At 41.5% G+C, this 24,146-nt stretch carries 17 protein-coding genes and 1 tRNA gene; 9 read left to right on the forward strand and 9 right to left on the reverse strand.

Features of this window, described 5'->3' with window-relative positions:
- Window positions 1-40: 40 nt before the first annotated feature.
- The 5 genes from recG to gmk all read right to left on the reverse strand — a co-directional run bounded on the left by recG (window position 41) and on the right by gmk (window position 6,152).
- A complete protein-coding gene (recG, locus tag JI723_RS01700; protein WP_337979742.1) occupies window positions 41-2,122 on the reverse strand; it encodes an ATP-dependent DNA helicase RecG in 2,082 nt (693 codons plus the stop codon).
- A 198-nt stretch (window positions 2,123-2,320) separates the two neighbouring features.
- Window positions 2,321-3,040 (reverse strand): tRNA (guanosine(18)-2'-O)-methyltransferase TrmH, encoded by a 720-nt coding sequence (gene trmH, locus JI723_RS01705; RefSeq protein ID WP_070929424.1) that lies wholly within the window; start codon window positions 3,038-3,040, stop codon window positions 2,321-2,323.
- 18 nt (window positions 3,041-3,058) lie between these two features.
- Entirely contained in the window at window positions 3,059-5,176 is a 2,118-nt protein-coding gene (gene spoT, locus JI723_RS01710) for a bifunctional GTP diphosphokinase/guanosine-3',5'-bis pyrophosphate 3'-pyrophosphohydrolase (RefSeq protein ID WP_070929423.1), read from the reverse strand.
- 19 nt (window positions 5,177-5,195) lie between these two features.
- Window positions 5,196-5,471, reverse strand: a complete 276-nt coding sequence (gene rpoZ, locus JI723_RS01715; RefSeq protein ID WP_070929422.1) for a DNA-directed RNA polymerase subunit omega — start codon at window positions 5,469-5,471, stop codon at window positions 5,196-5,198.
- 57 nt (window positions 5,472-5,528) lie between these two features.
- A complete protein-coding gene (gene gmk, locus JI723_RS01720; protein WP_070929421.1) occupies window positions 5,529-6,152 on the reverse strand; it encodes a guanylate kinase in 624 nt (207 codons plus the stop codon).
- Window positions 6,153-6,566: 414 nt separating this feature from the next.
- On the opposite strand from gmk, the gene ligB reads away from it, so the two are divergent.
- On the forward strand, window positions 6,567-8,255 hold the full coding sequence (ligB, locus tag JI723_RS01725) for an NAD-dependent DNA ligase LigB (protein ID WP_272580489.1): 1,689 nt from the start codon (window positions 6,567-6,569) through the stop codon (window positions 8,253-8,255).
- Between the two features lie 26 nt (window positions 8,256-8,281).
- Here the strand turns inward: ligB and JI723_RS01730 are convergent, their stop codons facing one another.
- Complete coding sequence (locus tag JI723_RS01730; protein WP_070929419.1) at window positions 8,282-8,896, reverse strand: trimeric intracellular cation channel family protein; 615 nt, start codon at window positions 8,894-8,896, stop codon at window positions 8,282-8,284.
- Window positions 8,897-9,021: 125 nt separating this feature from the next.
- Between JI723_RS01730 and JI723_RS01735 the strand changes: the two genes are divergently transcribed.
- A complete protein-coding gene (locus tag JI723_RS01735; protein ID WP_272580488.1) occupies window positions 9,022-10,353 on the forward strand; it encodes a YidR family protein in 1,332 nt (443 codons plus the stop codon).
- Between the two features lie 160 nt (window positions 10,354-10,513).
- On the opposite strand, the gene JI723_RS01740 is transcribed toward JI723_RS01735, so the two are convergent.
- Window positions 10,514-10,864 carry a YceK/YidQ family lipoprotein gene (locus JI723_RS01740; protein ID WP_140186280.1) on the reverse strand — a complete coding sequence of 117 codons (351 nt, stop codon included), beginning with the start codon at window positions 10,862-10,864 and terminating at the stop codon, window positions 10,514-10,516.
- Between the two features lie 475 nt (window positions 10,865-11,339).
- On the opposite strand from JI723_RS01740, the gene JI723_RS01745 reads away from it, so the two are divergent.
- Window positions 11,340-12,998 (forward strand): putative transporter, encoded by a 1,659-nt coding sequence (locus tag JI723_RS01745; RefSeq protein WP_272580487.1) that lies wholly within the window; start codon window positions 11,340-11,342, stop codon window positions 12,996-12,998.
- 412 nt (window positions 12,999-13,410) lie between these two features.
- Here the strand turns inward: JI723_RS01745 and JI723_RS01750 are convergent, their stop codons facing one another.
- Both JI723_RS01750 and JI723_RS01755 read right to left on the reverse strand, forming a co-directional pair.
- Complete coding sequence (locus tag JI723_RS01750) at window positions 13,411-14,667, reverse strand: valine--pyruvate transaminase (RefSeq protein WP_140179656.1); 1,257 nt, start codon at window positions 14,665-14,667, stop codon at window positions 13,411-13,413.
- A gap of 206 nt (window positions 14,668-14,873) precedes the next feature.
- Entirely contained in the window at window positions 14,874-15,437 is a 564-nt protein-coding gene (locus tag JI723_RS01755) for a DNA-3-methyladenine glycosylase I (RefSeq protein ID WP_272580486.1), read from the reverse strand.
- 196 nt (window positions 15,438-15,633) lie between these two features.
- Between JI723_RS01755 and glyQ the strand changes: the two genes are divergently transcribed.
- The 6 genes from glyQ to dppB all read left to right on the forward strand — a co-directional run bounded on the left by glyQ (window position 15,634) and on the right by dppB (window position 24,134).
- Complete coding sequence (glyQ, locus tag JI723_RS01760) at window positions 15,634-16,542, forward strand: glycine--tRNA ligase subunit alpha (RefSeq protein WP_070929413.1); 909 nt, start codon at window positions 15,634-15,636, stop codon at window positions 16,540-16,542.
- A gap of 9 nt (window positions 16,543-16,551) precedes the next feature.
- Window positions 16,552-18,621, forward strand: a complete 2,070-nt coding sequence (gene glyS / locus JI723_RS01765) for a glycine--tRNA ligase subunit beta (RefSeq protein WP_272580485.1) — start codon at window positions 16,552-16,554, stop codon at window positions 18,619-18,621.
- Between the two features lie 189 nt (window positions 18,622-18,810).
- A tRNA-Pro gene (locus tag JI723_RS01770) sits at window positions 18,811-18,887 on the forward strand.
- Window positions 18,888-19,216: 329 nt separating this feature from the next.
- Window positions 19,217-20,791, forward strand: coding sequence for a ShlB/FhaC/HecB family hemolysin secretion/activation protein (locus JI723_RS01775; RefSeq protein ID WP_337979743.1), 1,575 nt, complete (start codon window positions 19,217-19,219; stop codon window positions 20,789-20,791).
- A 535-nt stretch (window positions 20,792-21,326) separates the two neighbouring features.
- Window positions 21,327-22,937, forward strand: coding sequence for a dipeptide ABC transporter periplasmic-binding protein DppA (gene dppA, locus JI723_RS01780; protein WP_140186275.1), 1,611 nt, complete (start codon window positions 21,327-21,329; stop codon window positions 22,935-22,937).
- A 177-nt stretch (window positions 22,938-23,114) separates the two neighbouring features.
- Window positions 23,115-24,134, forward strand: a complete 1,020-nt coding sequence (gene dppB / locus JI723_RS01785) for a dipeptide ABC transporter permease DppB (RefSeq protein WP_140179652.1) — start codon at window positions 23,115-23,117, stop codon at window positions 24,132-24,134.
- Window positions 24,135-24,146: the final 12 nt, after the last annotated feature.

A 24,146-nucleotide genomic window follows, 5' to 3' on the forward strand; every position in this document is an offset into this window, starting at 1 on the left:
TTACCAAAAACACTAAGGTATTTATAGAACGATAATTAAATTAAGCTTGGCTATATTGCTCGCGTTCAGGTAGCCATCTTTCAATCAGCAATTTAGCATTTTCTGGGTAGTGCTGCTGAATATGGCGTGCGACACGTTGCACTTCTGGCAACATGTGTTGATCTCGCAGCAAATCCGCCACTTTAAATTCGGCGTTGCCTGTCTGGCGAGTACCTAATAACTCTCCCGGTCCTCTGATTTCCAGATCTTTTTGAGCAATCACGAAACCATCGTTGCTGTCACGTAACACCTGCAAACGTTGTTTGGCGGTATGTGTTAATGGTGTTTTATAAAGGAGTACACAGTGAGAAGCGATGGCGCCTCGGCCTACGCGCCCTCTTAATTGGTGTAATTGAGCAAGCCCTAGTCGTTCAGGGTTATCAATGATCATTAAGCTTGCATTAGGTACATCAACACCAACTTCGATAACGGTAGTTGCGACCAGTAGCTGAATTTCATTATTTTTAAACGCGGCCATAATGCTTTGTTTTTCAGCTGGCTTCATTCGGCCGTGTACCAACCCAACGTTTAATTCAGGAAGTGCGAGAGCCAGTTCTTCACTGGTTACTTGTGCTGCTTGTGCTTCAAGTACCTCTGAATCATCAATTAAAGTACATACCCAATAAGCTTGCCTACCTTCATCAATACAAGCCTGCCTAACTCGCTCAATAATATCGTTACGCCGTGTATCAGGGATAGCAACGGTCGTGACAGGGGTTCTGCCCGGTGGTAATTCATCAATAACTGAAGTATCCATATCAGCATAGGCTGTCATCGCCAGTGTGCGTGGAATGGGGGTTGCTGTCATGATTAATTGATGTGGATGAAACCCTTGCAACTCACCTTTTTCACGTAAGGCAAGGCGTTGATGTACACCAAAACGATGTTGCTCATCAATAATAACTAGCCCCAATGCCTGAAAAACGACATGTTCTTGAAAAAGGGCATGGGTACCGATAACCATACTCACTTCACCGCTGGCGATAGCATCCTGCTGTTGTTGGCGTGCCTTGCCTTTTTGCTTGCCAACCAACCAGCCAACTTTGATCCCTAATGGCTCAAACCACTGTTTGAAATTATTTGCGTGCTGTTCAGCTAAAATCTCAGTGGGTGCCATTAAGGCCACTTGTTTACCATTTTCAATCGCAGATAACGCAGCGAGAGCCGCGACAAGCGTTTTACCTGAGCCAACATTACCTTGAATTAAACGCATCATCGGTACATCTTTCGCGAGATCTTGCTCTATCTCAGCAACCACTCGAGTTTGCGCATTGGTCGGAGAAAAAGGCAGTTGCGATAAAAATTGTGGTTTTAATTGCGCTGTTGTAGGCATAGGCTGAGCATACAATCGTTGATTACCAGCACGAATGGCTAACATACTTAAGTGATGAGCAAGGAGCTCTTCCAATATCAAACGCTTTTGGGCTGGATGTTGGCCTTTTTCTAATTCACTTAAAGCGACATTAGCTGGTGGTGTATGTAATAGGCGGATTGCATCAGGAAGGCTAATTAAGCCTCGACTAAGTTCTTCGGGGAGTAACTCTTTTAGTTGTCCGCTTTCTAGCAGCACTAAAGCTTGCTCAATCAACTTTCTGAGTGTTGCCTGCCTTACCCCATCAGTGGTGGGATACACAGGGGTTAGGTACTCTTGTAGCGCGATATTCGTCGTATCTTGGGATACTTTGTATTCGGGGTGAATGATTTCTGGTCCTGAATTACCACGGCGAACCTCGCCATAAGCGATAACATGACGACCTTCAGCAAGGCTATTTTTCATTGCTGCCGAAAAATTGAAAAAACGTAGGGTTAAATTACCGGTTCCATCGCTAATTAAGCAGGTCAGCATACGTTTACGACCAAACACGACTTTCGTTTGTAGTACTTCCCCGACAATGGTTGCGGTGGTACCCGGTAGTAGATCACGAATTTGGTAGAGGCGAGTATGATCTTCGTAACGTAAAGGGAGATGTAACAGTAAATCTTGAACAGTATTGAGGCCAATTTTACTTAATTTTTCTGATTGGCTGGCACCTACACCATGTAAAGTGGTCAGTGAAATTGTATCAAGCAGCCCGCTATTCATTGGCTCTCCTTTAACCTATTTTCGTCATACGTCAAGTTGCTGCGTCTTTCATATGGTAACTGTATACATTCGTTATTCATCACCGTGTTTCTATACTACTGGGGATCTTCGATGCTGATTTTTACAACTAAGATTTTGACAACTAAAAAGGTCAACAGCCCAGCGACTGGCTCTCTTGTGGTTTAGCAATATCTCAAATTATTTAGAATACAATGATTTCTTTCTCATTTTTTCGGTTAGTTGCATTTGTGCCCACCAAGACTCTTCAGCTTCGATTTGTCCTTGGTGATTAATATAAGGTCGAGGCAGACCTTTGCGCCTAGCAACTTCTGCAAGAACAGGGTAACCGCCTTCAAATAACCATTCTTGTTGCTCTTGAGCAGAAAGTAAACTGTCTTCCCTATCATACATACCGGCTAATTGACGTTGGCGCTGTGCCTCATAGAGGATCAGTGCTGATGCGACAGAGACATTGAGTGATTGCACCATGCCAACCATCGGTATGATGATATGCTGATCTGCGAGTTCAAGGGCTTTAGTCGAGATGCCTTTTTTTTCTTGCCCCATCATAATACAGGTTGGTTGTGTATAATCAATTTCACGAAAATCGACAGCATGCTCTGATAGATTCGTAACCAGAACTTGCATTCCTTGTGATTTTATCTGTGAAATGGCGTCTTCTGTTGAGACATGAGGGATCACTTTTACCCAACTGTTGCTGCCAGCAGCAGAAGAGACAGAAAGTTTAACTTGTTGGTCGGGCCAAATCGCATGAATTTGATGGATCCCAACAGCATCTGCGCTGCGCACGATAGCTGAAACATTATGGGGTTTATGGATTTCTTCGAGACAAAGAGTGAGATCTGGTTGCCGCATCGCCATCATTTGGCAAATGCGGCGATAGCGGCGTTCATTCATAGTTAATTACAGGTATCTTTAATTACGGTTTCGACTAACACGCAATACGTCAGGCATGATACGGATTTTCCGCATCACATTCGCTAATTGAACGCGGTTTTTAGTTGTTAAACGGATAAAGGCACAATAAACACGACCATCTTTCTCTTCGGTATTCATACTTTGAATGCTAGAGTTTGCATCATTGATGGCTGCGGTTAAATTTGCCAGAGCACCTTGGTGGTTAATCATATCGACTTTGATTTCAGCGATAAAATCAGTATTGGTGTCTGTATCCCATTCTACAGCCATAAATTTATCCGGCTCTTTTTGGTAGCCTCGAATATTACGGCATGATTCATGGTGGATCACTAACCCTTTACCTGGGCTGATATGAGCAATAATAGGGTCACCAGGGATAGGACGGCAACACTTAGCAAAAGTGATCAGAACGCCATCAGCACCTTTGATTGACAGCTTATTGCGAGCGGTAACTGCTGGCTCGTCTTCTGGCGTGACTTGTGGGTTGCTTTGCAAGTTACGCGCAACCACGACACTCATCGCATTACCTAAACCTATTTCTGCGAGTAAGTCATCAATTGAATTCAGTTTCATGCGTGCCAATTCAAGGTCAATATTCGCTTGCGGCACATCGCTGAGTTTATTGCCTGTACCCAGTGCATGATTTAATAAACGGCGACCTAAATTAATAGAGTCTTCTCGTTTAAGGTTTTTTAACAGCTGACGAATTTTTGCACGTGCTTTTGAGCTGACCACAAAGTTTAGCCAAGCAGCATTTGGCCTTGCACCTGGAGCCGTAATTATTTCAACGGTTTGGCCACTAGTGAGCGATTGAGACAGCGGATAAGGTTGGCGATCAACCCGTGCCCCAACACAAGCATGGCCAATATCAGTATGGACGGCATAAGCGAAATCTACAGGTGTCGCACCTGTTGGTAGCTCAACAATTCGGCCTTCTGGTGTGAATACATAGATTTCGTCAGGGAATAAATCAGATTTAACGCTTTCGATAAATTCAAAAGAGCTGCCTGCGCTCTGTTGCAATTCAAGTAGGCTTTGCATCCAACGTTGTGCACGAACTTGTGCCGTTGTGCCTTGCTCGCCTTGCTCTTTATATGCCCAGTGCGCAGCGACCCCCATTTCAGCCATTTGATCCATATCTTCAGTACGAATTTGTACCTCGACAGGGACACCATGTGGACCAATCAATGAGGTATGCAATGATTGATAGCCGTTAGCTTTAGGGATGGCAATATAATCTTTGATACGGCCAGGACGTGGCTTGTATAGATTGTGCATCTGCCCTAACACACGGTAGCAGGTATCCACATCCTTCACGATCACCCTGAAGGCATAGATATCCATAATTGAATGGAAACGCTGCTCTTTAAGATGCATTTTGCGATAGATAGAGTAAAGGTGTTTCTCGCGTCCACTGACTCGACAGGGGACACCCGCCTCGGTGAGGCGTCCGTCGATCTCAGAAAGGATTTTTTGGATCATTTCTTTACGGTTACCACGAGCGGCTTTAACCACTTCTTTGATAACACGATAACGGTTTGGATATAGCGCCTCAAAACCGAGCTCTTCAAGCTCTGTTTTGATGTGGTGGATACCTAAACGATGCGCTAGAGGGCTGTAAATTTCTAAGGTTTCTCTTGCAATGCGTCGACGCTTATCTGGCCTTAAGGAGCCAAGCGTTCGCATATTATGAGTGCGGTCTGCCAGTTTTATCAAAATGACGCGAATGTCTTTAACCATCGCCATGATCATTTTGCGGAAGTTTTCTGCTTGAGCTTCTTTTTTGTCGCGAAAGTTGAGTTTATCTAGTTTAGAGACACCTTCAACGAGGCCCGCAACAGTGGTGCCAAATAGCTCTTCTATGTCCTGAAATGTCGCTGGAGTATCTTCAATCACATCATGAAGTAGCGCCGCCATAAGTGTTTCATGATCCAAGCGCATTTGAGCAAGGATGCAAGCTACAGCAACTGGATGAGTAATATATGGCTCACCACTCGAACGGGTTTGTCCTTCATGGGCATCCCGTGCAACAACATAGGCTTTTTTCAGTAATTCAATCTGTTCCTTAGGAAGATACTTCTGAATTACTTGATTTAGGCTCTCAAACAGATACAAGGCAGACCCACCTTAGTAATTAGCGACGACCTTCAGCGATAGCAGAAACTGCTTGCATTTCAGCCGCTTCTTGCTCTTGCTGTTCTTGACGTTCACGTACATCCAGTATGTGACCGTTGATTAAACCTTCTTCTATTTCGCGTAGAGCGATAACAGTGAATTTATCGTTTTCTTCAGGAACTAAAGGATCTTTACCACCTGCTTGTAACTGACGAGCTCTGCGAGCCGCGACCAGTACGAGGTCAAAGCGGTTACCAATTTTTTCTACTGCGTCTTGAACAGTTACGCGTGCCATAAGTGTGCTACTCCAAAAGAAATAAAAAAATGACCTGATATGATACTGAAACTATTCTCAGTCTGCCAGCAATTTGCTGATTAAAGCATCATGTCGTTGAACTTGACGGGCTAATCTTAGACGCTCGGTACGAATGATTGCCTGCAAATCGCTTAATGCGGTGTTGAAATCATCATTGACAATCAGATAGTCATACTCATTGTAATGTTCGATTTCACCAACGGCTTGCGACATACGCTTTTCAATAACTTCATCACTATCTTGGCCACGACCGCGTAGACGCCGATAAAGCTCATCTTTTGATGGTGGTAGTATAAAAATACTACGTGCTTCAGGCATTGCTGTACGGATCTGTTGTGCGCCTTGCCAATCGATATCAAGAAAAACATCGACTCCGCTTTTGAGCACTTCTTCAATAATAGGTCGTGAAGTTCCATAGTAATTACCGAAAACGCAGGCATGTTCTAAGAACTCATTTTTCTCTACCATGGCTAAAAAGTCAGCTTCAGAAACAAAGAAATAATGTTCACCATGTACTTCACCAGGGCGTGCGGGTCTTGTTGTATGAGAAACAGAGACTTGAGTGTCATACAACGGTTGTGTTTTCAGCAACGCCTGAATGAGGCTGGATTTACCTGCGCCGCTTGGTGCAGAAACAATATATAAAGTGCCTTGTATCATGATGATTTCTTGAATGCTCGAGAGTTAAATATAAATGAAGGTGATTAACCCCACATAGTATACACGGACTTAGACCAACATACAGCGTTCTCAATAGTTATCATTCAAGTACCATTTATTTGCCATCTTTTAACTTACACTAAATGTGAGTCATTCTACTCAGAGAAAACTTTGTCATGTTATGGCGTACTTATTATTACTTTGTTGTCCTTGAATTATCTAGAGTATATAGCGCAATTAATTTAATAAATAGATGATTTGCGAAGCTGTACCAGAAAATATTTATTGTTTTTCACAAAATACATTCCTTTTGCGAAGTGTTTTGTATAACAGGTGAAAATACCAACAAGTTTTGACATATCGCTTCACAATTGGTGCATATTACGATGGTTAAAACTTGATGGGGGCTATTATGTGAAAAGGATTTTTGCTCTAGGAAAACAGTGTCTACTTATATTTTGGGTATTTGGGGTCGGTATTTTTTACAGTCGTTATTCATCCGCAAGTCATTGCTCAATGATGAATCAAACAGCAATAGAGACAGAAAGCCAAAGGTTAGGCTTGCAACTACAACATTGGAACCGTTTATATCGCTTATCGGGCAGTAGTCCTATTAACGATGAAACTTATGATCAACTTTTCAATACTTGGCAACATTGGCAAGCATGCCAAAACCTACCGACTGAATTGCCATTATTAAATTTATCAACGGAACAGCGAGTCACTAAGCACCCTGTTGCACATACAGGCTTGAAAAAACTCAATGAAATGGAGATTGAGCATTGGCTGGATACAAGAACAAATGTCTGGCTACAACCTAAATTAGATGGTGTCGCAGTTTCATTGGTCTATAAGCAAGGGAAGCTCGTGTCGATGATCAGCCGTGGTAATGGTATTGAAGGGTTGGAGTGGAGGGGTAAAGCTGACTTTATTCCCTCATTACCTAAAGAAATATTGACATCACGGCCTCTGTTAATATTTCAGGGGGAGCTATTTTGGCGACTAGAAAACCATATCCAACAATCAAAAGGTGGGGTTAATGCACGCAATCAAATTGCAGGTTGGTTAATGCGTAAAACGGTGCCTGAAATACCTGAAAACAATATCGGTGTATTTATTTGGGCATGGCCTAATGGACCCAAAAATGGCAAACAACAATGGGAGCAGCTAGCTAATTTAGGATTCACATTAAGCCAACAGCATAGCCACAAAATAGAAAATATGGATCAAGTGAGGGTTTGGCAGCAGCATTATTATCAGCAATCGATGCCCTTTGCGACAGATGGTATTGTGTTGAAATCATTTCCCACACCACAAGTGGATGCATGGCAAGCCAATAGTAATAGTTGGGCAGTTGCTTGGAAGCATCCGCACAAGAGCAGGCTATCCACCGTTATTGAGCTTAGCTTCCATGTGGGTAGAACTGGGCGGGTAAGTGTTGTCGCGGAAATTGAGCCAATTGAATTAGATAGTAAAGTAGTACATCGAGTGAGTTTAGGGCCGTTAAGTGCTTGGCATAAAAAAGATGTAGTCGCTGGAGATATGATACAAGTAGGGCTGGCAGGGCATGGGATCCCTAAACTAGAATCGGTTATTTGGCGCCCTCAGCAGCGCAAAGTACTGGATACCTCTTTGTTTAGCCAATTTCATTTTTTCAGCTGTTTTACTGCGAAGCCTCACTGCTATCAGCAATTTGTTGCTCGTTTAAATTGGCTAGGTAAGCAACTAAAAATAAAAGGAATTAGTGAGGGAACATGGCGTGAATGGGTTGAGAATCATCAACTGACAAGTTTGACAGCATGGTTATCAACAAATTGGCAAAATAATCTACCTAATTCCAAGAAAGTGGCAAAATTGATAGTACAGTTTCGAAATGCTTATAAACAGCCATTAAAAAACTGGTTAAAAGGCTTAGGGATCCCTCTAAACGATAAGTATTTGTCTTTTTTTTCAGAGCTAAGTCAGCTCAACGATGCTGTCTTTATAAATAGTTTAGGATTAAGTCTGGAGTCGAAGAAGAAGCTAGAAAGGTGGCTGTTAATACCTGAGATACAGGAAGCATTACTTATTATTGGTGATCTAAAAGTAAAGCCACCTACTTGAGGGCACTAAGGTGGCTTATAAGCGATTTAGTCTTGACTTTCGTAGTTAAAAATGGGGAGCCCTAAACGATAGCGTATTGCTAGAAGTCGAGCGCTTAAACCAGCAACAAGGGTGATGATAACGACGATATCTTGCGGCAATGGCGTATATAAAAGCCCAATGTATAACCATGCAGCGGCAAAAGAGACACCTGCATAAACTTCTTTTTGGAACACAAGAGGGATGGTATTACAGAGCATATCGCGTAGTACGCCACCGAATACGCCAGTGATGACGGCTGCGATCGCTGCGATGACTGGGCTATAATTCATATCAAGGGCGATTTGAGCACCAAGAATTGAAAATACAATTAAGCCAATAGCATCTAAAATGAGGAATAGACGGCGTAAATGCTTCATCATAGGTGCAATCCAGATAGTCACGATGGCAGCACCAGCAACAGTGAGAATATATTCGGGGTTTTTTATCCAGCCTAATGGATAATGACCGAGCAAGACATCGCGAACAGAACCACCACCAATGGCCGTTGCTGATGCAATAATGATGACACCAAAGACGTCCATTTTACGTCGGCCAGCAGCGAGAGCCCCAGTCATGGCTTCTGCGGTAATACCTATTATATAGAGAACACTTAATAACATAATGATTCTATTCGACACTAAAGTGATTGCTAAAGGGTAATATTACTTATAGAAATTCTCGACTGAGATTTTCTAGTGCCTTGCAAAATGGATTAGTTAAAGTAATCCGATAGCTATATTAACGGATGTCAAAGGATAACATATTGAACGGTAAACTTCCCTACAAAGAAACGCAAATTACTCATGATAAACGCAGTCATCAGCTTACTAATATTAATGTTTGGACTCCGGATAGCCAATGGCTAGCGTATGACGTGCGCCCTAGTGGTAGCTCATTTACTGGGCTAACAATAGAAAAAGTTCATGTGAATAGTCAGAAGCAGCAGGAAATTTATCGAGCAAAACATGGTGCACATGTTGGTGTCGTCACTGTCAGTGCTGAAAATCCCCCTCGCTATGCTTTTATTCATGGTCCTGAATTCCCTGATGAACAATGGCAATATGATTTTCATCATCGAAAAGGGGTATATGTTAGTGATGATAATTTAGGTAAAGCGCATCCGATTGATGCGATGTGCATTACGTCACCTTATATCGCAGGAGCATTGCGTGGTGGTACGCATGTTCATGTTTTCAGTCCTGATGGTCAGTGGTTAAGTTTTACTTACAATGATCATGTTATGCATGAAAAAGATGCTCATTTAGATCAGCGTAATGTTGCGATAGCGGCTCCTGTACATCCGGTTAATGTGGAGCCTAAAAAGCACCCACGTGAATATAGTGGTGAATACTTTTGTTGTGTGATCACCCACACGGTACTTGAGCCTCGGCAAGGTAGCGATGACATCAGTCGTGCTTATGAAGAAGGATGGATTGGTCAAAAAGGATATTTAAAGAGTGATGGAAGCTGGAAAAGGAGAGCGATTGCATTTATTGGAGATACTCATTCATTAGACGGAGAAATTGTTCCTGAGGTATTTATTGTTGATCTTCCTGATGATCAAAAAGACTTAACGCAGCAAGGCGAGTTTCCTCTACAAGGAACAACATCACAAATGCCGTATCCACCAAAAGGTGTGCAGCAGAAACGATTGACTTTTACTCATGATCGCCGATATCCAGGCTTAGCAAAGCAGCCTAGACACTGGTTACGTTCTTCCCCTGATGGGCGTTTTATTGCCTGCTTGATGAAAGATGATGACGGTATTGTGCAGTTATGGCTGGTAGCCACCTCGACAGGTGAGCTTACTCAAATCACCTATAGTACTACGCCTATCCAGTCAGCTTTTAGTTGGAATAGTCAAGGAACTCATATTAGTTTTATCTGTGATAACAGTGTGATGTGTTGTGATATTTCTTCAGGTGAACTGCGTAGGTTAACTGAACGTAGTGAAATTGCTCCTGTTGCTGATGCTGTTGTTTTCTCACCGGATGACCGTTTAATTGCTTATATGCGGGATGATAATGAGGGGTTTAGGCAAATTTATATTGTTGGTTCAGGAGTAAACACTGATTAGTTGTATTTTAGTAGGTTAAATGTAGCCAATATAAAATATGATGAGTGCAAAACGAATTATCTACTTTTTAATTATTATTTAATAGCTTTAATTTGATAATTTTTTAGTACTCGTGTCAAAAAGAATAAATTAAAAATTGGCTACTCTTTATTTGAATAAATCAGTTTACGTTACTTTCAGAATTAATTTGGCTATGGTTTGATTTTGCATTGGCTTGTTTATCCAGTGCTTCTATTCGTTTCTTTGGCGAGTCTTCTTCTGGATTACTGTCTGCTTTAACATAATCAAGCGGTATGAGTAGTGTATCCATTACAGCAGTAAACGGTAAATCAATGGCTAATAAAGGGCGCATGACCCAACCCGTGTTTTCATCTTTAATCATTTCAAGACTATTTTTTGAGCCTGGATAGTAGCCATCACTGGGTCCTGCGTGGCTCATAATACTAGAGCAGCCGGTGAGCAGCAGCGGGGTGAAACACACTAGTATTCTTGTAATCAATAAAACAGCCATAATTCATTTACCTATGTCATCGTCTATTATACTCGTTATACTTCAAGTGGCAGTGTTGTGAACTGCATTCATTAGCACTAGTCCCATAGACTCTATACTCCTAGCGTTTCACTCACTTGTCGCCTACGCGCATTTTGAATTATTTAGAGCATATTGTTTCATGTGGCAATAATAGCTCAAAATGCAAAATTCACAATCCACAGCATAATATGAATCATTGGTTTTGTATTAGAAATATCGATAAATATTTAAACTAAATATTTTTATTTGTAAAAGACGTTAATTAGTATCAGTGAATGTTTAATTTGTATGTACATAATCAATTTATACGCATATATGGCGTTTTAATTTGCTTTGAACTGTGTGCTATTGCACATATTACTTTGTTTTTATTTGGCACAATCGATTCAGTTACATGTTTTTATCTTGAACGTAATACTTTGTTAGTGACTTTTCGTCAAAAGGATAGCGGTTTATGAGTGAATTAGCTCTTACTGTGAGTTTGTTGGCGTTGGCTGCTGCACTGGGTTTATGGATTGGTAATTGGAAAATCCGCAACGTTGGCCTTGGTATTGGTGGCGTGCTATTTGGTGGGATAATTGTTGGCCATTTTGCCCAAAGTTATGGGTTACAGTTAAACCGACACATGCTGCACTTCATTCAGGAGTTTGGTCTGATCTTGTTTGTTTATACCATTGGTATTCAAGTTGGGCCTGGGTTCTTTTCATCATTGCGCGTATCCGGTTTGAAACTGAATGGTTTTGCCTTATTAGTCGTTGTGCTTGGGGCCATTGTCACTGCAATTATCTATAAATCCGCCAATATTCCGTTGCCAATCATCTTAGGGATCTTTTCTGGGGCCGTGACTAACACGCCTTCATTAGGGGCAGGGCAGCAAATCTTAACGGATTTAGGTTCCGACCCTACATTAGTTGGGCAAATGGGGATGGGTTATGCGATGGCTTATCCCATGGGGATTTGCGGTATTTTGTTGGTGATGTGGTTAATCCGTATTATTTTTAGAATCGCTGTTGATAAAGAAGCCTCTGCATTTAATAGCCAAAGTATTCATCAACGAGAAACATTGCAAACCATGAATATTGCGGTACGTAATACCAACCTTGATGGTCTTATGATGCAGGACATACCTTTGCTTGGTAGTGATGAGATAGTTTGCTCAAGGTTGAAAAGGGGCGAAATGCTAATGGTTCCTCAACCGACAACTGAAATTCAATTGGGAGATTTACTTCATGTTGTAGGGCAAAAGGATGATCTCAATAAAGTTCGCCTGATATTAGGTGAAGAAGTGGATGCATCATTATCAACATCGGGTTCTACATTACATTCGGTAAGAGTTGTTGTGACCAACGATGCGGTGCTAAGTAAACGTCTACGTGATCTTAACCTTAAGCAAAAATACGATGTTGTGGTGACTCGCCTTAACCGTGCGGGTATTGAACTTGTTGCTAATAATAATTCGACTCTGCAATTCGGCGATATTCTCAATATTGTTGGGAGGCCTGAATCAATAGAAGCGGTTAGCGCATTGTTGGGGAATGCGAAACAAAAACTGCAACAAGTACAAATGTTACCTGTTTTTATTGGTATTGGTCTGGGGGTTGTTTTAGGTTCTATACCCATTTTTATACCCGGTTTTCCTGCGGCCTTAAAACTAGGCTTGGCTGGTGGACCTTTAGTGATTGCACTGATTTTAGGCCGTATCGGTACGATAGGGCGGCTATATTGGTTTATGCCACCAAGCGCTAACCTCGCCTTAAGAGAACTTGGAATAGTGATGTTTCTTGCCGTTGTTGGATTGAATTCCGGCGGAGGTTTTATTGATACCTTAATTAAAGGTGATGGTTTGACTTGGATTGGTTACGGGTTGCTGATTACATTCGTGCCACTATTCATCACTGGTCTTGTGGCACGCATTTTTGGCAAAATGAACTATCTCAGTTTATGTGGAGTGTTGGCGGGATCAATGACGGATCCACCTGCATTGGCATTTGCTAATAATATTCACCCAACCAGTGGTGCTCCGGCACTTTCATATGCGACAGTTTATCCTTTAGCCATGTTTCTGCGTATTATCTCACCACAATTATTGGCTATTTTGTTTTGGGCACTGTAATGGGGCGGCAACGAAAAAATATATATACTCGTTATACTTCAAGTTGCAGGGTTGTTGACTACACTCAGCGAGTCGAGTCACAGAGTTTATCTATGCCCCCCGCCTATCTTCACTTGTCGCCTACCTGCATCTCGAATTATTTAGAGTATATTCGTTCAAATAGCAGTAAAAAAGATGCTTATTCCATCAATGGATAGATACGAAAAGTGATTTAATGAAGATGAATGATATTCGTAATGTAATTCTTAATTACGGAGTTCTCGCTAATTTTTTGCCCTTTTAATTAAAAAGGGCTTTTTTTTTACCTAAAATAAAACGCTAGTGTTCTGGGGCGTGGTAGATTTTAGGATCATAAACAGTAAAAAGACGGTGTGATTTAACCCACCGTCACTTGATATTGATATATCAGCTATCAGCACTCAACAGTTTGGTAAGCTAGCTCTAATTCTTCTGCGAGGATTGCGATACCTTTCTCTATTTTTTCAGGCTCAGGTACATAATTCATACGCATACATTGGTGAGCATGCGGCCAATTTTCTTCAATACCGGGGAAGAAATAATGACCCGGAACCATTAATACACCGCGTTTTTTCAAACGTTGGTAAAGTTCTAAACTGGTAATTGGCAAATCTTTAAACCATAACCACAAGAAAATAGCGCCTTCAGGTTTATGGATCAGGCATTTATCTTCCGGGATATAACGGCGAATGATGTTAATAACCTCTTCCACGCGTTGTTTATAAAAAGGGCCAATAACATTTTGGGATAAAGAGATCAGTTCATCGCGTTGCAGCATTTCTAATGCTAATGCAGGGCCAATCCCGCCGGGAGCTAGGCTAATAATGCCATTCATATTACTCACTGCTTCAATGATTTCTTCGTTAGCAATGATGATCCCACAACGAGTGCCGGGTAAGCCAAGCTTCGATAAGCTCATGCAAAGAATGACATTATCATTCCAAAATGGGGTAGCTTCACTGAAGATAATGCCTGGAAAAGGTACACCGTAAGCATTATCAATCAATAATGGGATGTTGTGCTGTTTGGCTAATTGATCAAGGTGTACAACTTCCTCATCAGTGATCACATTCCCAGTGGGATTAGTTGGACGTGAAACACAAATAACCCCAATATCTTTAGTGACCTCTAATGTATTGAAGTCAACCCGATATTTAAATTGACCATTTGGTAGATATTCAATTTGAGGTTTGTTTGCCACAAATAAATCATCATCCAAGCCTGAGTCCGCATACCCAACGTATTCAGGGGCGAGAGGGAATAGGACTTTACGGGTGATACCATCTTCAAAACGACCAGCAAGCAAGTTAAATAGGTAGAAAAACGCACTTTGGCTGCCGTTAGATAGCGCAATATTTTTTGCACTGATATTCCAGCCTAGTTTCGCTTTTAGGGTTGCCGCTAGCGCTTTCAACATGGCATCTTTGCCTTGTGGCCCATCGTAGTTGCACAACGTATCAGTTAACTTACCGTTTGCACTCATTTCAGCTAATAGCTTTTGGAAATACTCATCCATTTCAGGGATATGAGCAGGGTTACCACCGCCAAGCATAATTGCTCCCGGGGTTCTGAGGCCATCATTCAAGTCTTTCATCAATGTTGAGATACCTGAATTTTGAGCGAACTTATTACCGAATTTAGAAAATATCATCTCATTTATTCACATATTGTTAAGTAAGTTGTTAATAGAATTTAAAACATACTCCGCCAAACCGCAGAGTTCAACCGCTAGAACTGATTGATGCTTGACACTAAATTCTAAATAACTATTAACATTCAGTTTAATCTCTTTGTCAATTAATCATAAGCTAGTGAATATTACTTTTGGTTCGCGAAGTGATGCTAATTCGTTCTAATTTATTTATATTGGCAGCAACCCATTAAATGGTCATTTATCATGCCAGTAGCTTGCATAAAGGCGTAGCAAGTAATGGAGCCTACAAATTTGAACCCTCGCTTTTTAAGGGCTTTTGACAGTGTTTTTGATAATGCAGTTTCAGCGGGAACTTGGGAAGAAGATCGCCATTGATTCACAATGGGTTGGTTATTAACAAACTGCCAAATAAAGCTGGAAAATTCCTCTCCATTTTCTGCCATTTGCAGGTAGGCTTTGGCGTTGGCAATGATCGCGTTAATTTTGGCTCGATTGCGGATAATGCGTGGATCTTGCATTAAGCGTTCAACATCACCTTCTGTCATTAATGCCACTTTTTTTGGATCAAATTGATGGAAGAGTTCACGATAGTTTTGGCGTTTTTTTAAAATCGTGTACCAAGACAACCCTGCTTGCTGACCTTCAAGGCAAATCATTTCAAATAACTGTTGGTTATCTTTAGTAGGTTTACCCCATTCATTATCATGATAGGCAATATATTCAGGGTCTTGATTAACCCATTGACAGCGAATTGGTGGTGAATTCATGTGATATCCATCTTGTGGGTATTGAGAGAACTATTTACCTATTTATACTGTATAAGTATCCAGTTTAAAAGTGATGAAAACAAATTTTTTTAATTTATAGGGTAAATAGACACCGATTCAGTGCTGTATATCTGACGGTCAAAGGGTATACTGACGTACTTTCTTTTAAATCATATGCATCGCGTGCGGATCTAACATGCAAAAGTTTGATACCAAAACCTTCCAAGGTCTCATCCTGACATTACAGGATTACTGGGCGCGCCAAGGCTGTACCATTGTTCAACCACTGGACATGGAAGTTGGCGCAGGAACCTCTCACCCTATGACGTGCTTACGTGCGTTAGGGCCTGAACCTATTGCTGCGGCTTATGTTCAACCTTCACGTCGCCCAACGGATGGCCGTTACGGGGAAAACCCAAATCGCCTTCAACATTATTATCAGTTCCAAGTGATTATTAAACCATCACCTGACAATATTCAAGAGCTTTACTTGGGCTCATTGAAGGAGCTGGGTATTGACCCAACGGTTCATGACATCCGTTTTGTTGAAGATAACTGGGAGAACCCAACATTAGGTGCTTGGGGACTTGGCTGGGAAGTTTGGCTAAACGGTATGGAAGTCACTCAGTTTACCTATTTCCAACAAGTTGGTGGATTAGAGTGCAAACCTGTAACAGGCGAAATCACCTATGGTCTTGAGCGTCTTGCTATGTATATTCAAGGCGTTGATAGTGTTTATGATCTCGTTTGGTGTGATGGCCCTCTTGGTAAAACGACCTATGGTGATATTTATCATCAAAATGAAGTTGAGCAATCAACTTATAACTTTGAATATGCCAACGTAGATTTCCTCTTCAAATGTTTTGAAGAGTATGAAAAAGAAGCGCAGTACTTATTATCTCTCGAAAAACCACTGCCGCTTCCTGCGTATGAGCGTATTTTAAAAGCCGCTCATACTTTTAACTTGTTGGATGCTCGCAAGGCCATTTCTGTCACTGAACGCCAACGTTATATTTTACGTATCCGTACCCTGACGAAAGGGGTCGCCGAAGCTTATTATGCTTCTCGCGAAGCGCTCGGATTCCCAATGTGTCATAAGAATTAAGAGGCTGTCATGACTCAACAGACTTTCCTAGTGGAAATCGGCACAGAAGAGTTACCGCCGAAGGCTCTTCGTTCGTTAGCTGAATCATTTGCGGCAAACTTTACCGCTGAACTTGATAGCGCAGATATTGCGCATGGTGAAGTGAGCTGGTTTGCGGCACCTCGCCGTTTAGCATTAAAAGTAGCTTCACTGGCGGATGCATCACCTGATCGTGAAGTCGAAAAACGCGGCCCTGCAATTTCAGCCGCATTTGGTGCCGATGGTCAACCGACTAAAGCGGCAGAAGGCTGGGCTCGCGGTTGTGGCATTACGGTTGATCAAGCAGAACGTTTGACGACAGATAAAGGCGAATGGCTGCTGTATCGTGCTCAAGTTAAAGGTGTCGCAGTCGGTGAATTATTGGTTGATATGGTCAGCCGCTCACTGGCTAAACTGCCAATTCCAAAATTAATGCGTTGGGGCGATAAAGAGACTCATTTTGTTCGTCCTGTACATACCGTAACATTGTTGTTAGGCAGTGATGTGGTAGAAGGTGAGGTTCTTGGCATTAAGAGTGGACGTACCATTCGTGGACACCGTTTTATGGGTGAGGCGGAGTTCACTATTGATAATGCAGACCAATATCCTGCGATCCTGCGTGAACGTGGTAAAGTGATTGCTGACTACGAAGAACGTAAAGCGACGATTAAAGCGGATGCAGAAAAAGCAGCACTTGCGCTTGGTGGTAAGGCAGATTTAACCAATAGTTTGCTGGAAGAAGTCGCTTCATTGGTTGAATGGCCGGTTGTTTTAACGGCTAAATTTGAAGATAAATTCTTGGCTGTTCCTTCTGAAGCATTGGTTTATACCATGAAAGGGGATCAGAAATATTTCCCTGTTTATGATAATTCAGGCAATTTGATGCCTAATTTCATTTTCGTCGCCAATATTGAGTCTTCTGATCCCCAACAGATTATTTCAGGTAACGAAAAAGTGGTTCGCCCACGTTTGGCGGATGCTGAATTCTTCTTTAAAACCGACCGTAAACAGCGTTTGGAAGATAATTTACCCCGTTTAGAAACCGTCTTGTTCCAGCAGCAATTAGGGACATTACGTGATAAAACTGATCGTTTGGAAGCATTAGCGGGCTGGGTAGCAAGTAAAATTGGCGCAGATGTTAATCATGCAACGCGCGCAGGTTTGCTGGCTAAATGTGACCTCATGACCAATATGGTATTTGAGTTTACCGATACGCAAGGTGTGATGGGTATGCATTATGCACGTCACGACGGTGAATCGGAAGATGTTGCATTAGCATTGAAAGAGCAATACCAACCTCGCTTCGCGGGTGATGATCTACCTTCGACGGATGTTTCAGCGGCGTTAGCAATAGCCGAAAAAATGGATACCTTAGCGGGTATTTTTGGCATTGGTCAGCATCCTAAAGGGGATAAAGACCCGTTTGCGTTGCGTCGCGCGGCACTAGGTGTACTGCGTATTATTGTTGAGAAAGGTTATCAGCTTGATTTGGTTGAAATGACCGAAGAAGCGGTACGTCTCTATGGCGATAAACTGACCAACAAAAATGTGGTTGATGATGTAGTTGAGTTTATGCTGGGTCGTTTCCGTTCTTGGTATCAAGAGCTAGGTTACAGTATCGATACTATTCAAGCGGTACTGGCTCGTCGTCCAACTGCACCTGCTGATTTCGATGCCCGTGTTAAAGCGGTGAGCCATTTCCGCACATTGGAAGATGCAGCAGCACTAGCCGCAGCGAATAAACGAGTTTCTAATATTTTGAGTAAATCAAATGAGAAACTGTCTGATAAGGTGTTGGCATCGGTACTCAAAGCGCCAGAAGAAGTGAAATTGGCAACGCATTTGGTTGTGCTACAAGAAAAACTTGAACCAATGTTTGCTGAACGTAACTACCAAGAAGCTTTAGTTGAGCTGGCATCATTGCGTGAAGTTGTTGATGCTTTCTTTGTTGGTGTCATGGTAATGGATGAAGACGAAGCGGTTCGTGTTAATCGTTTAACGTTATTAAGCCAATTACGTGAGCTGTTCTTGAAAGTTGCAGATATTTCGTTACTGCAATAATACAAGACATCTCAGTAATATAAGGCAACCGACGCTCGCAGTAGTAATCTGCGGGCGTTTATTTTTTGTAGTAAAAGTGTAATTGGTTAAAAAACCACATCAAGTTGATGGTTTTATCGACATACAAACAAATTTAGTGAAAAATGGGTTGACGGATCGCGCTCTCAACAGTATGATTCACCTCGTTTTCGGCGAGTAGCGCAGCTTGGTAGCGCAACTGGTTTGGGACCAGTGGGTCGGAGGTTCGAATCCTCTCTCGCCGACCAAATTTTAGAACCCAGCTTATAAAGCTGGGTTCTTTTATGTCTGTAACTTTTGCATTTCTAATTCTACTTTCAGAACAACTTTGTTTCCTTTCTTCAACTTAATCTGCTTTTATATTTAGCACATCATTAGCCATCGCTATTTTGTATAGCTATGCAGTAGCTAGTCGTTGATTACCCATAAACGCTAAATTATTCAAGGTGCAGCTAGGCGCTGAGTGAATGAATTGTTGACGGCATAGAAAACTATGCGATTGGTGTGAGTGAGCCAAGCCACTGCAACTTGAAGTATGATGAGTATGTATGGACTTTTCATGACAAGGATGCTGTTAATGAAAGTGGTTTATCTATTATTGTTCTTATTATTATTAAAATGGCTACCTTCCTATGCAGGTGCAATGCCTATTATAAAAGAGCCTAAATCATCTTGTGTTGTCATTAATCAGGTCTATTTTACCCCATTAAAGTTATTCCCTTTAGTCACCTCAAAACATGTTAGCGAGTGGAAATCAGCACTTGAAGGCTTGTGTGCTAGTGACGAAACGTTGTTGGTGTATGCAGACTATCTCAATCAGCAATTAGCTGAGGTAGGGTACGTCACATCTTATATTCACTATCCACAACAAAATTTACTCTTCGGTTTGCTATATGTCGACCTAATAGCCGGAAAATTGCAGGGCATTGAGTTCCAAGATGGTGTTGATACAGGATGGTCATTGGCTAACGCTTTCCCTTTGCAGAGCGGGGATGTAGTGCACTTGCATCAATTAAATCAAGGGTTAGCGAATTTACGCAATACTCAGTTAGTACCTTATCAAATCCAGATCATGTCAGATAATGAAAGGGACAACATGAATCAATTAATTATTCAACGTACAGCGGTGAGGGCATTTAAAGGACGGTTGTTATTTGAATCAAAACAGTCAAAAGAGCAGCCTAATCAGGTTATTAGCCAAGTCGTTATGTTAGCCAACCCACTGCTATTGAATGATTTTTTCTTTTTTAGTCTAGATAGTGATATTGGGCAAGGGACGTCGAAAAAATTTAAATCTGCTTCGTTGTTATATTCAATTCCCTATCATTATTGGTTACTGAGTTTTTATGCAGGTTATCAAGAAAGCACTGCTTATAAAAACATCCAATTATTTGATCAAATAGCACTGAAAAATGACCTACGAAATCGCCTGCTATTAATGCAAGCAGAATATGTTTTGCATCGCTCATTGAATAGTACGACGTCAGCGAGTGTTGGAGCACAAGTTCAGACATTAGATGTTTTTTTAAATAATTATCGATTGAAGACTCAACAGCGTTTTAGCAGTTATGGTTTATTCGGTTTGTCACATAAGCGCGATTTCTTGCAAGGTAGCGTTGCTGTTTCAATCAGCTATAAGCAGAGCCTTGATTGGTTTGGTTCAACGAGGAAGCAAACCACAGGGTTAGATCGTGCACGTATTTATCAGTTTTCAGCCGATTATCAGCGACAATTTACATTTTTGAATCAACCAATGTATCACAGGCATGAAGTAGAGCTTCAATTAAGTCATGCGAAGCTCGATCCTTTACTTGAAGTTAATACCATTACAGGCAGGTTTGGAATTAGAGGATTTACAGGTAGCTTACCGATTGAGAATGCAGGCGAAAATACGCTAAAGATTAAAAATGAGTGGGGATGGTTATTACCATGGCAAGAACATAAAATTTATAGTGGACTAGATTTTGCCTCTACATCCAATAAACGAGCACATTTTTGGCAGAAAAATAAATTGGTTGGCGGTGAGGTTGGAATACAAGGGCAATACAAGCGCATGGGCTATAAAGTTTTTTTTGAATTACCACTTTGGTATTCATCAACGATAAAAGCAGACCCTATTTTGTTAGGTGCAAAACTAAGTATTGATTACTAATCATCCAATTAAGAAGATATTGAATGGTGTAAAGAAGGAAATCAAGTTAATCAGGACTTTATTGAAGCAATTAACTAGTCAATAAAATGTTAATTATTTATAAGGTGGCCTTTTTTATCTGAATAAAAAATAAGCAAAATAATAACAGGCTAAAATAATATTTATCACAAAGTGCTTCAGAACTTTATGCCGCACTCTCTCAGATGCGACACTATTTTCGTTCAGTAATTCAGCACTTAATCACAAATATAAAAATAAATCACCCAGTGATAAAAACCTATTCGGTACACTTTTTATGGTTATTATCTCTGCCTTAATGAATTCTTGCCTGTATAATAAACCAACATTACACGATAAATGTTTCTAAAATGTTATAAATTGGTTGTACTGTTAGTGAGAGATGCTATTGACGAAGTGAGCGACAGTTGATTAATTGCACAGTGAATAACTAAAAATACAGATCCCTCATCTGTCATTATTAATGATGGTCTAGGGTTTTAAGCAAATAACACATGAACGCCACAGGAGCATACAGATGACGCTCTCTATTAAAAAGACAGGTTTATTGACAGTTGGATTAACACTTGCAGCAATGGCAGTTTCTGCTTCGGTGCAAGCAAAAACATTAGTCTACTGCTCAGAAGGCTCTCCAGAAGGCTTTAACCCACAGCTATTTACTTCAGGGACGACTTATGATGCAAGTTCTATCCCTCTTTATAACCGTCTAGTTGAATTTAAACTAGGTACTACAGAAATTGAACCTGGCTTAGCGGAAAGCTGGGAAGTCAGTGAAGATGGTAAAACTTATACCTTCCATTTACGTAAAGGTGTTAAGTGGCATTCTAACAAAGAATTTAAACCAAGCCGTGATTTGAATGCCGATGATGTGATTTACACATTCATGCGTCAAAAAGATCCAAATCATCCATATCACAAAGTCTCTGGTGGTAGCTATGAGTACTTTATGGGAATGGATATGGATAAGATTATCGATAAAGTTGAAAAAGTGGATGATAATACTGTTCGTATTACATTAACTCGCCCAGAATCGCCATTTTTAGCCGATATGGCAATGGATTTTGCATCTATTCTTTCAGCCGAATATGCTGACCAAATGTTAGCTGCGGGCACACCAGAAAAAGTTGACTTGAACCCGATTGGTACTGGTCCATTTGAGCTACAACAATATCAAAAAGATTCTCGCATTCTGTATAAAGCGAATAAAGATTATTGGGGCAATAAACCTAAAATTGATCGTTTGGTATTTTCGATCACCCCTGATGCATCTGTTCGCTACGCAAAATTGCAAAAAAATGAATGCCAAGTTATGCCATACCCAAATCCAGCTGACTTAGCACGCATGAAAGAAGATAAAAACATCACGTTAATGGAACAACCGGGTCTTAACGTGGGGTATCTCTCTTTTAACGTTGAGAAAAAACCACTCGATAACCAAAAAGTTCGCCAAGCATTATCCATGGCTGTGAATAAAGACGCGATTATTGATGCGGTGTATCAAGGTGCTGGTCAGAAAGCGAAAAATTTAATCCCACCAACCATGTGGGGTTATAACGATGATGTTAAGGATTACGAATACAACCCAGAAAAAGCCAAAGCGTTATTGGCGGAAGCGGGTTTCCCTAATGGTTTTGAAATTGACCTATGGGCAATGCCTGTTCAACGCCCATATAACCCAAATGCACGTCGCATGGCCGAAATGATCCAAGCCGACTGGGCAAAAGTCGGTGTTAAATCAAAAGTCGTTAGCTATGAGTGGGGGGAATACCTTAAGCGTGCTAAAGATGGTGAGCCCCAGACGGTAATGATGGGTTGGACGGGCGACAATGGTGACCCAGACAATTTCTTTGCAACTTTATTTAGTTGTGCGGCAAAAGAGCAAGGTTCTAACTATTCGAAATGGTGTTATAAAGGTTTCGAAGATCTGATCCAACCTGCTCGTATGACTGCTGATCACGATAAACGAGTCGATCTCTACAAACAAGCTCAAGTTGTGATGCATGACCAAGCGCCTGCATTGATCATCGCTCACTCAACGGTATTTGAACCAGTACGTAAAGAAGTGAAGGGCTACGTTGTCGACCCACTCGGCAAGCATCACTTTGAAAACGTTGATATTGAAAAATAATCGTTTGTAATTTGTACTTGCCCTTTGCCACCCATTGGTTGCGAAGGGCGTTTTCACCTCTGAATTTCAGGGAAACAGAAAACTTAGTTCTTTGTGAGCAGGCAGAAGTCGCTTGTTGCTTCTGATTAGCCAAACGGACTTAGAACCGTCAAAGGCATTATTAAAGAGATTCGGGATATGTTGCAATTTATCCTCCGACGCTTGGGGTTAGTGATCCCCACGTTTATCGGTATCACATTACTGACTTTCGCTTTCGTGCATATGATCCCTGGTGACCCAGTGATGATCATGGCAGGAGAACGTGGGTTATCGCCTGAAAGGCACGCGTATTTAATGGCTGAATTGGGCTTAGATCAGCCACTATGGCAGCAATACCTCCACTATATTAATGGCATATTTCACGGTGACTTAGGTATTTCATTGAAAAGCCGTATTGAGGTTTGGGATGAGTTTTTCCCTCGTTTCAAAGCCACAATGGAACTGGCGATCTGCGCAATGATTTTTGCTGTATCAGTGGGGATCCCTGTAGGGGTTTTAGCCGCGGTTAAGCGTGGTTCTATTTTTGATCACACTGCTATCGGTCTATCACTAACGGGTTACTCAATGCCTATCTTTTGGTGGGGGATCATGTTGATCATGTTAGTGTCCGTTCAATGGGACTTAACCCCTGTATCGGGGCGGGTCAGTGACAGTGTGTTCCTCGACGATTCCTACCCATTAACTGGCTTTATGTTAATTGACACCTTGATTTGGGGTGATGAAGGTAACTTTATTGATGCAGTGGAACACCTGATCCTGCCATCCATTGTTCTTGGAACCATTCCGTTAGCCGTAATCGTACGCATGACTCGCTCGTCAATGTTGGAGGTTCTTGGAGAGGATTACATTCGTACCGCAAGGGCGAAAGGGGTGAGTCGTGCACGTGTTATCTTGATCCATGCGTTACGTAATGCGTTGTTGCCAGTTGTCACTGTTATTGGTTTACAAGTTGGCGTGATGTTGGCAGGGGCAATTCTGACTGAAACTATTTTCTCATGGCCGGGCTTGGGACGTTGGTTAATTGAAGGGCTTCAGCGCCGTGACTACCCTGTGGTACAGGGGGGCGTTCTGCTGGTCGCGACATTAATCATTTTTGTTAACTTAGTGGTTGATGTGCTGTATGGCATTGTTAATCCACGTATTCGTCATAAGAAATAAGGAGCGCTAAAA

The organism is Providencia manganoxydans (genome assembly GCF_016618195.1).
Classification (GTDB): Bacteria; Pseudomonadota; Gammaproteobacteria; order Enterobacterales; family Enterobacteriaceae; genus Providencia; species Providencia manganoxydans.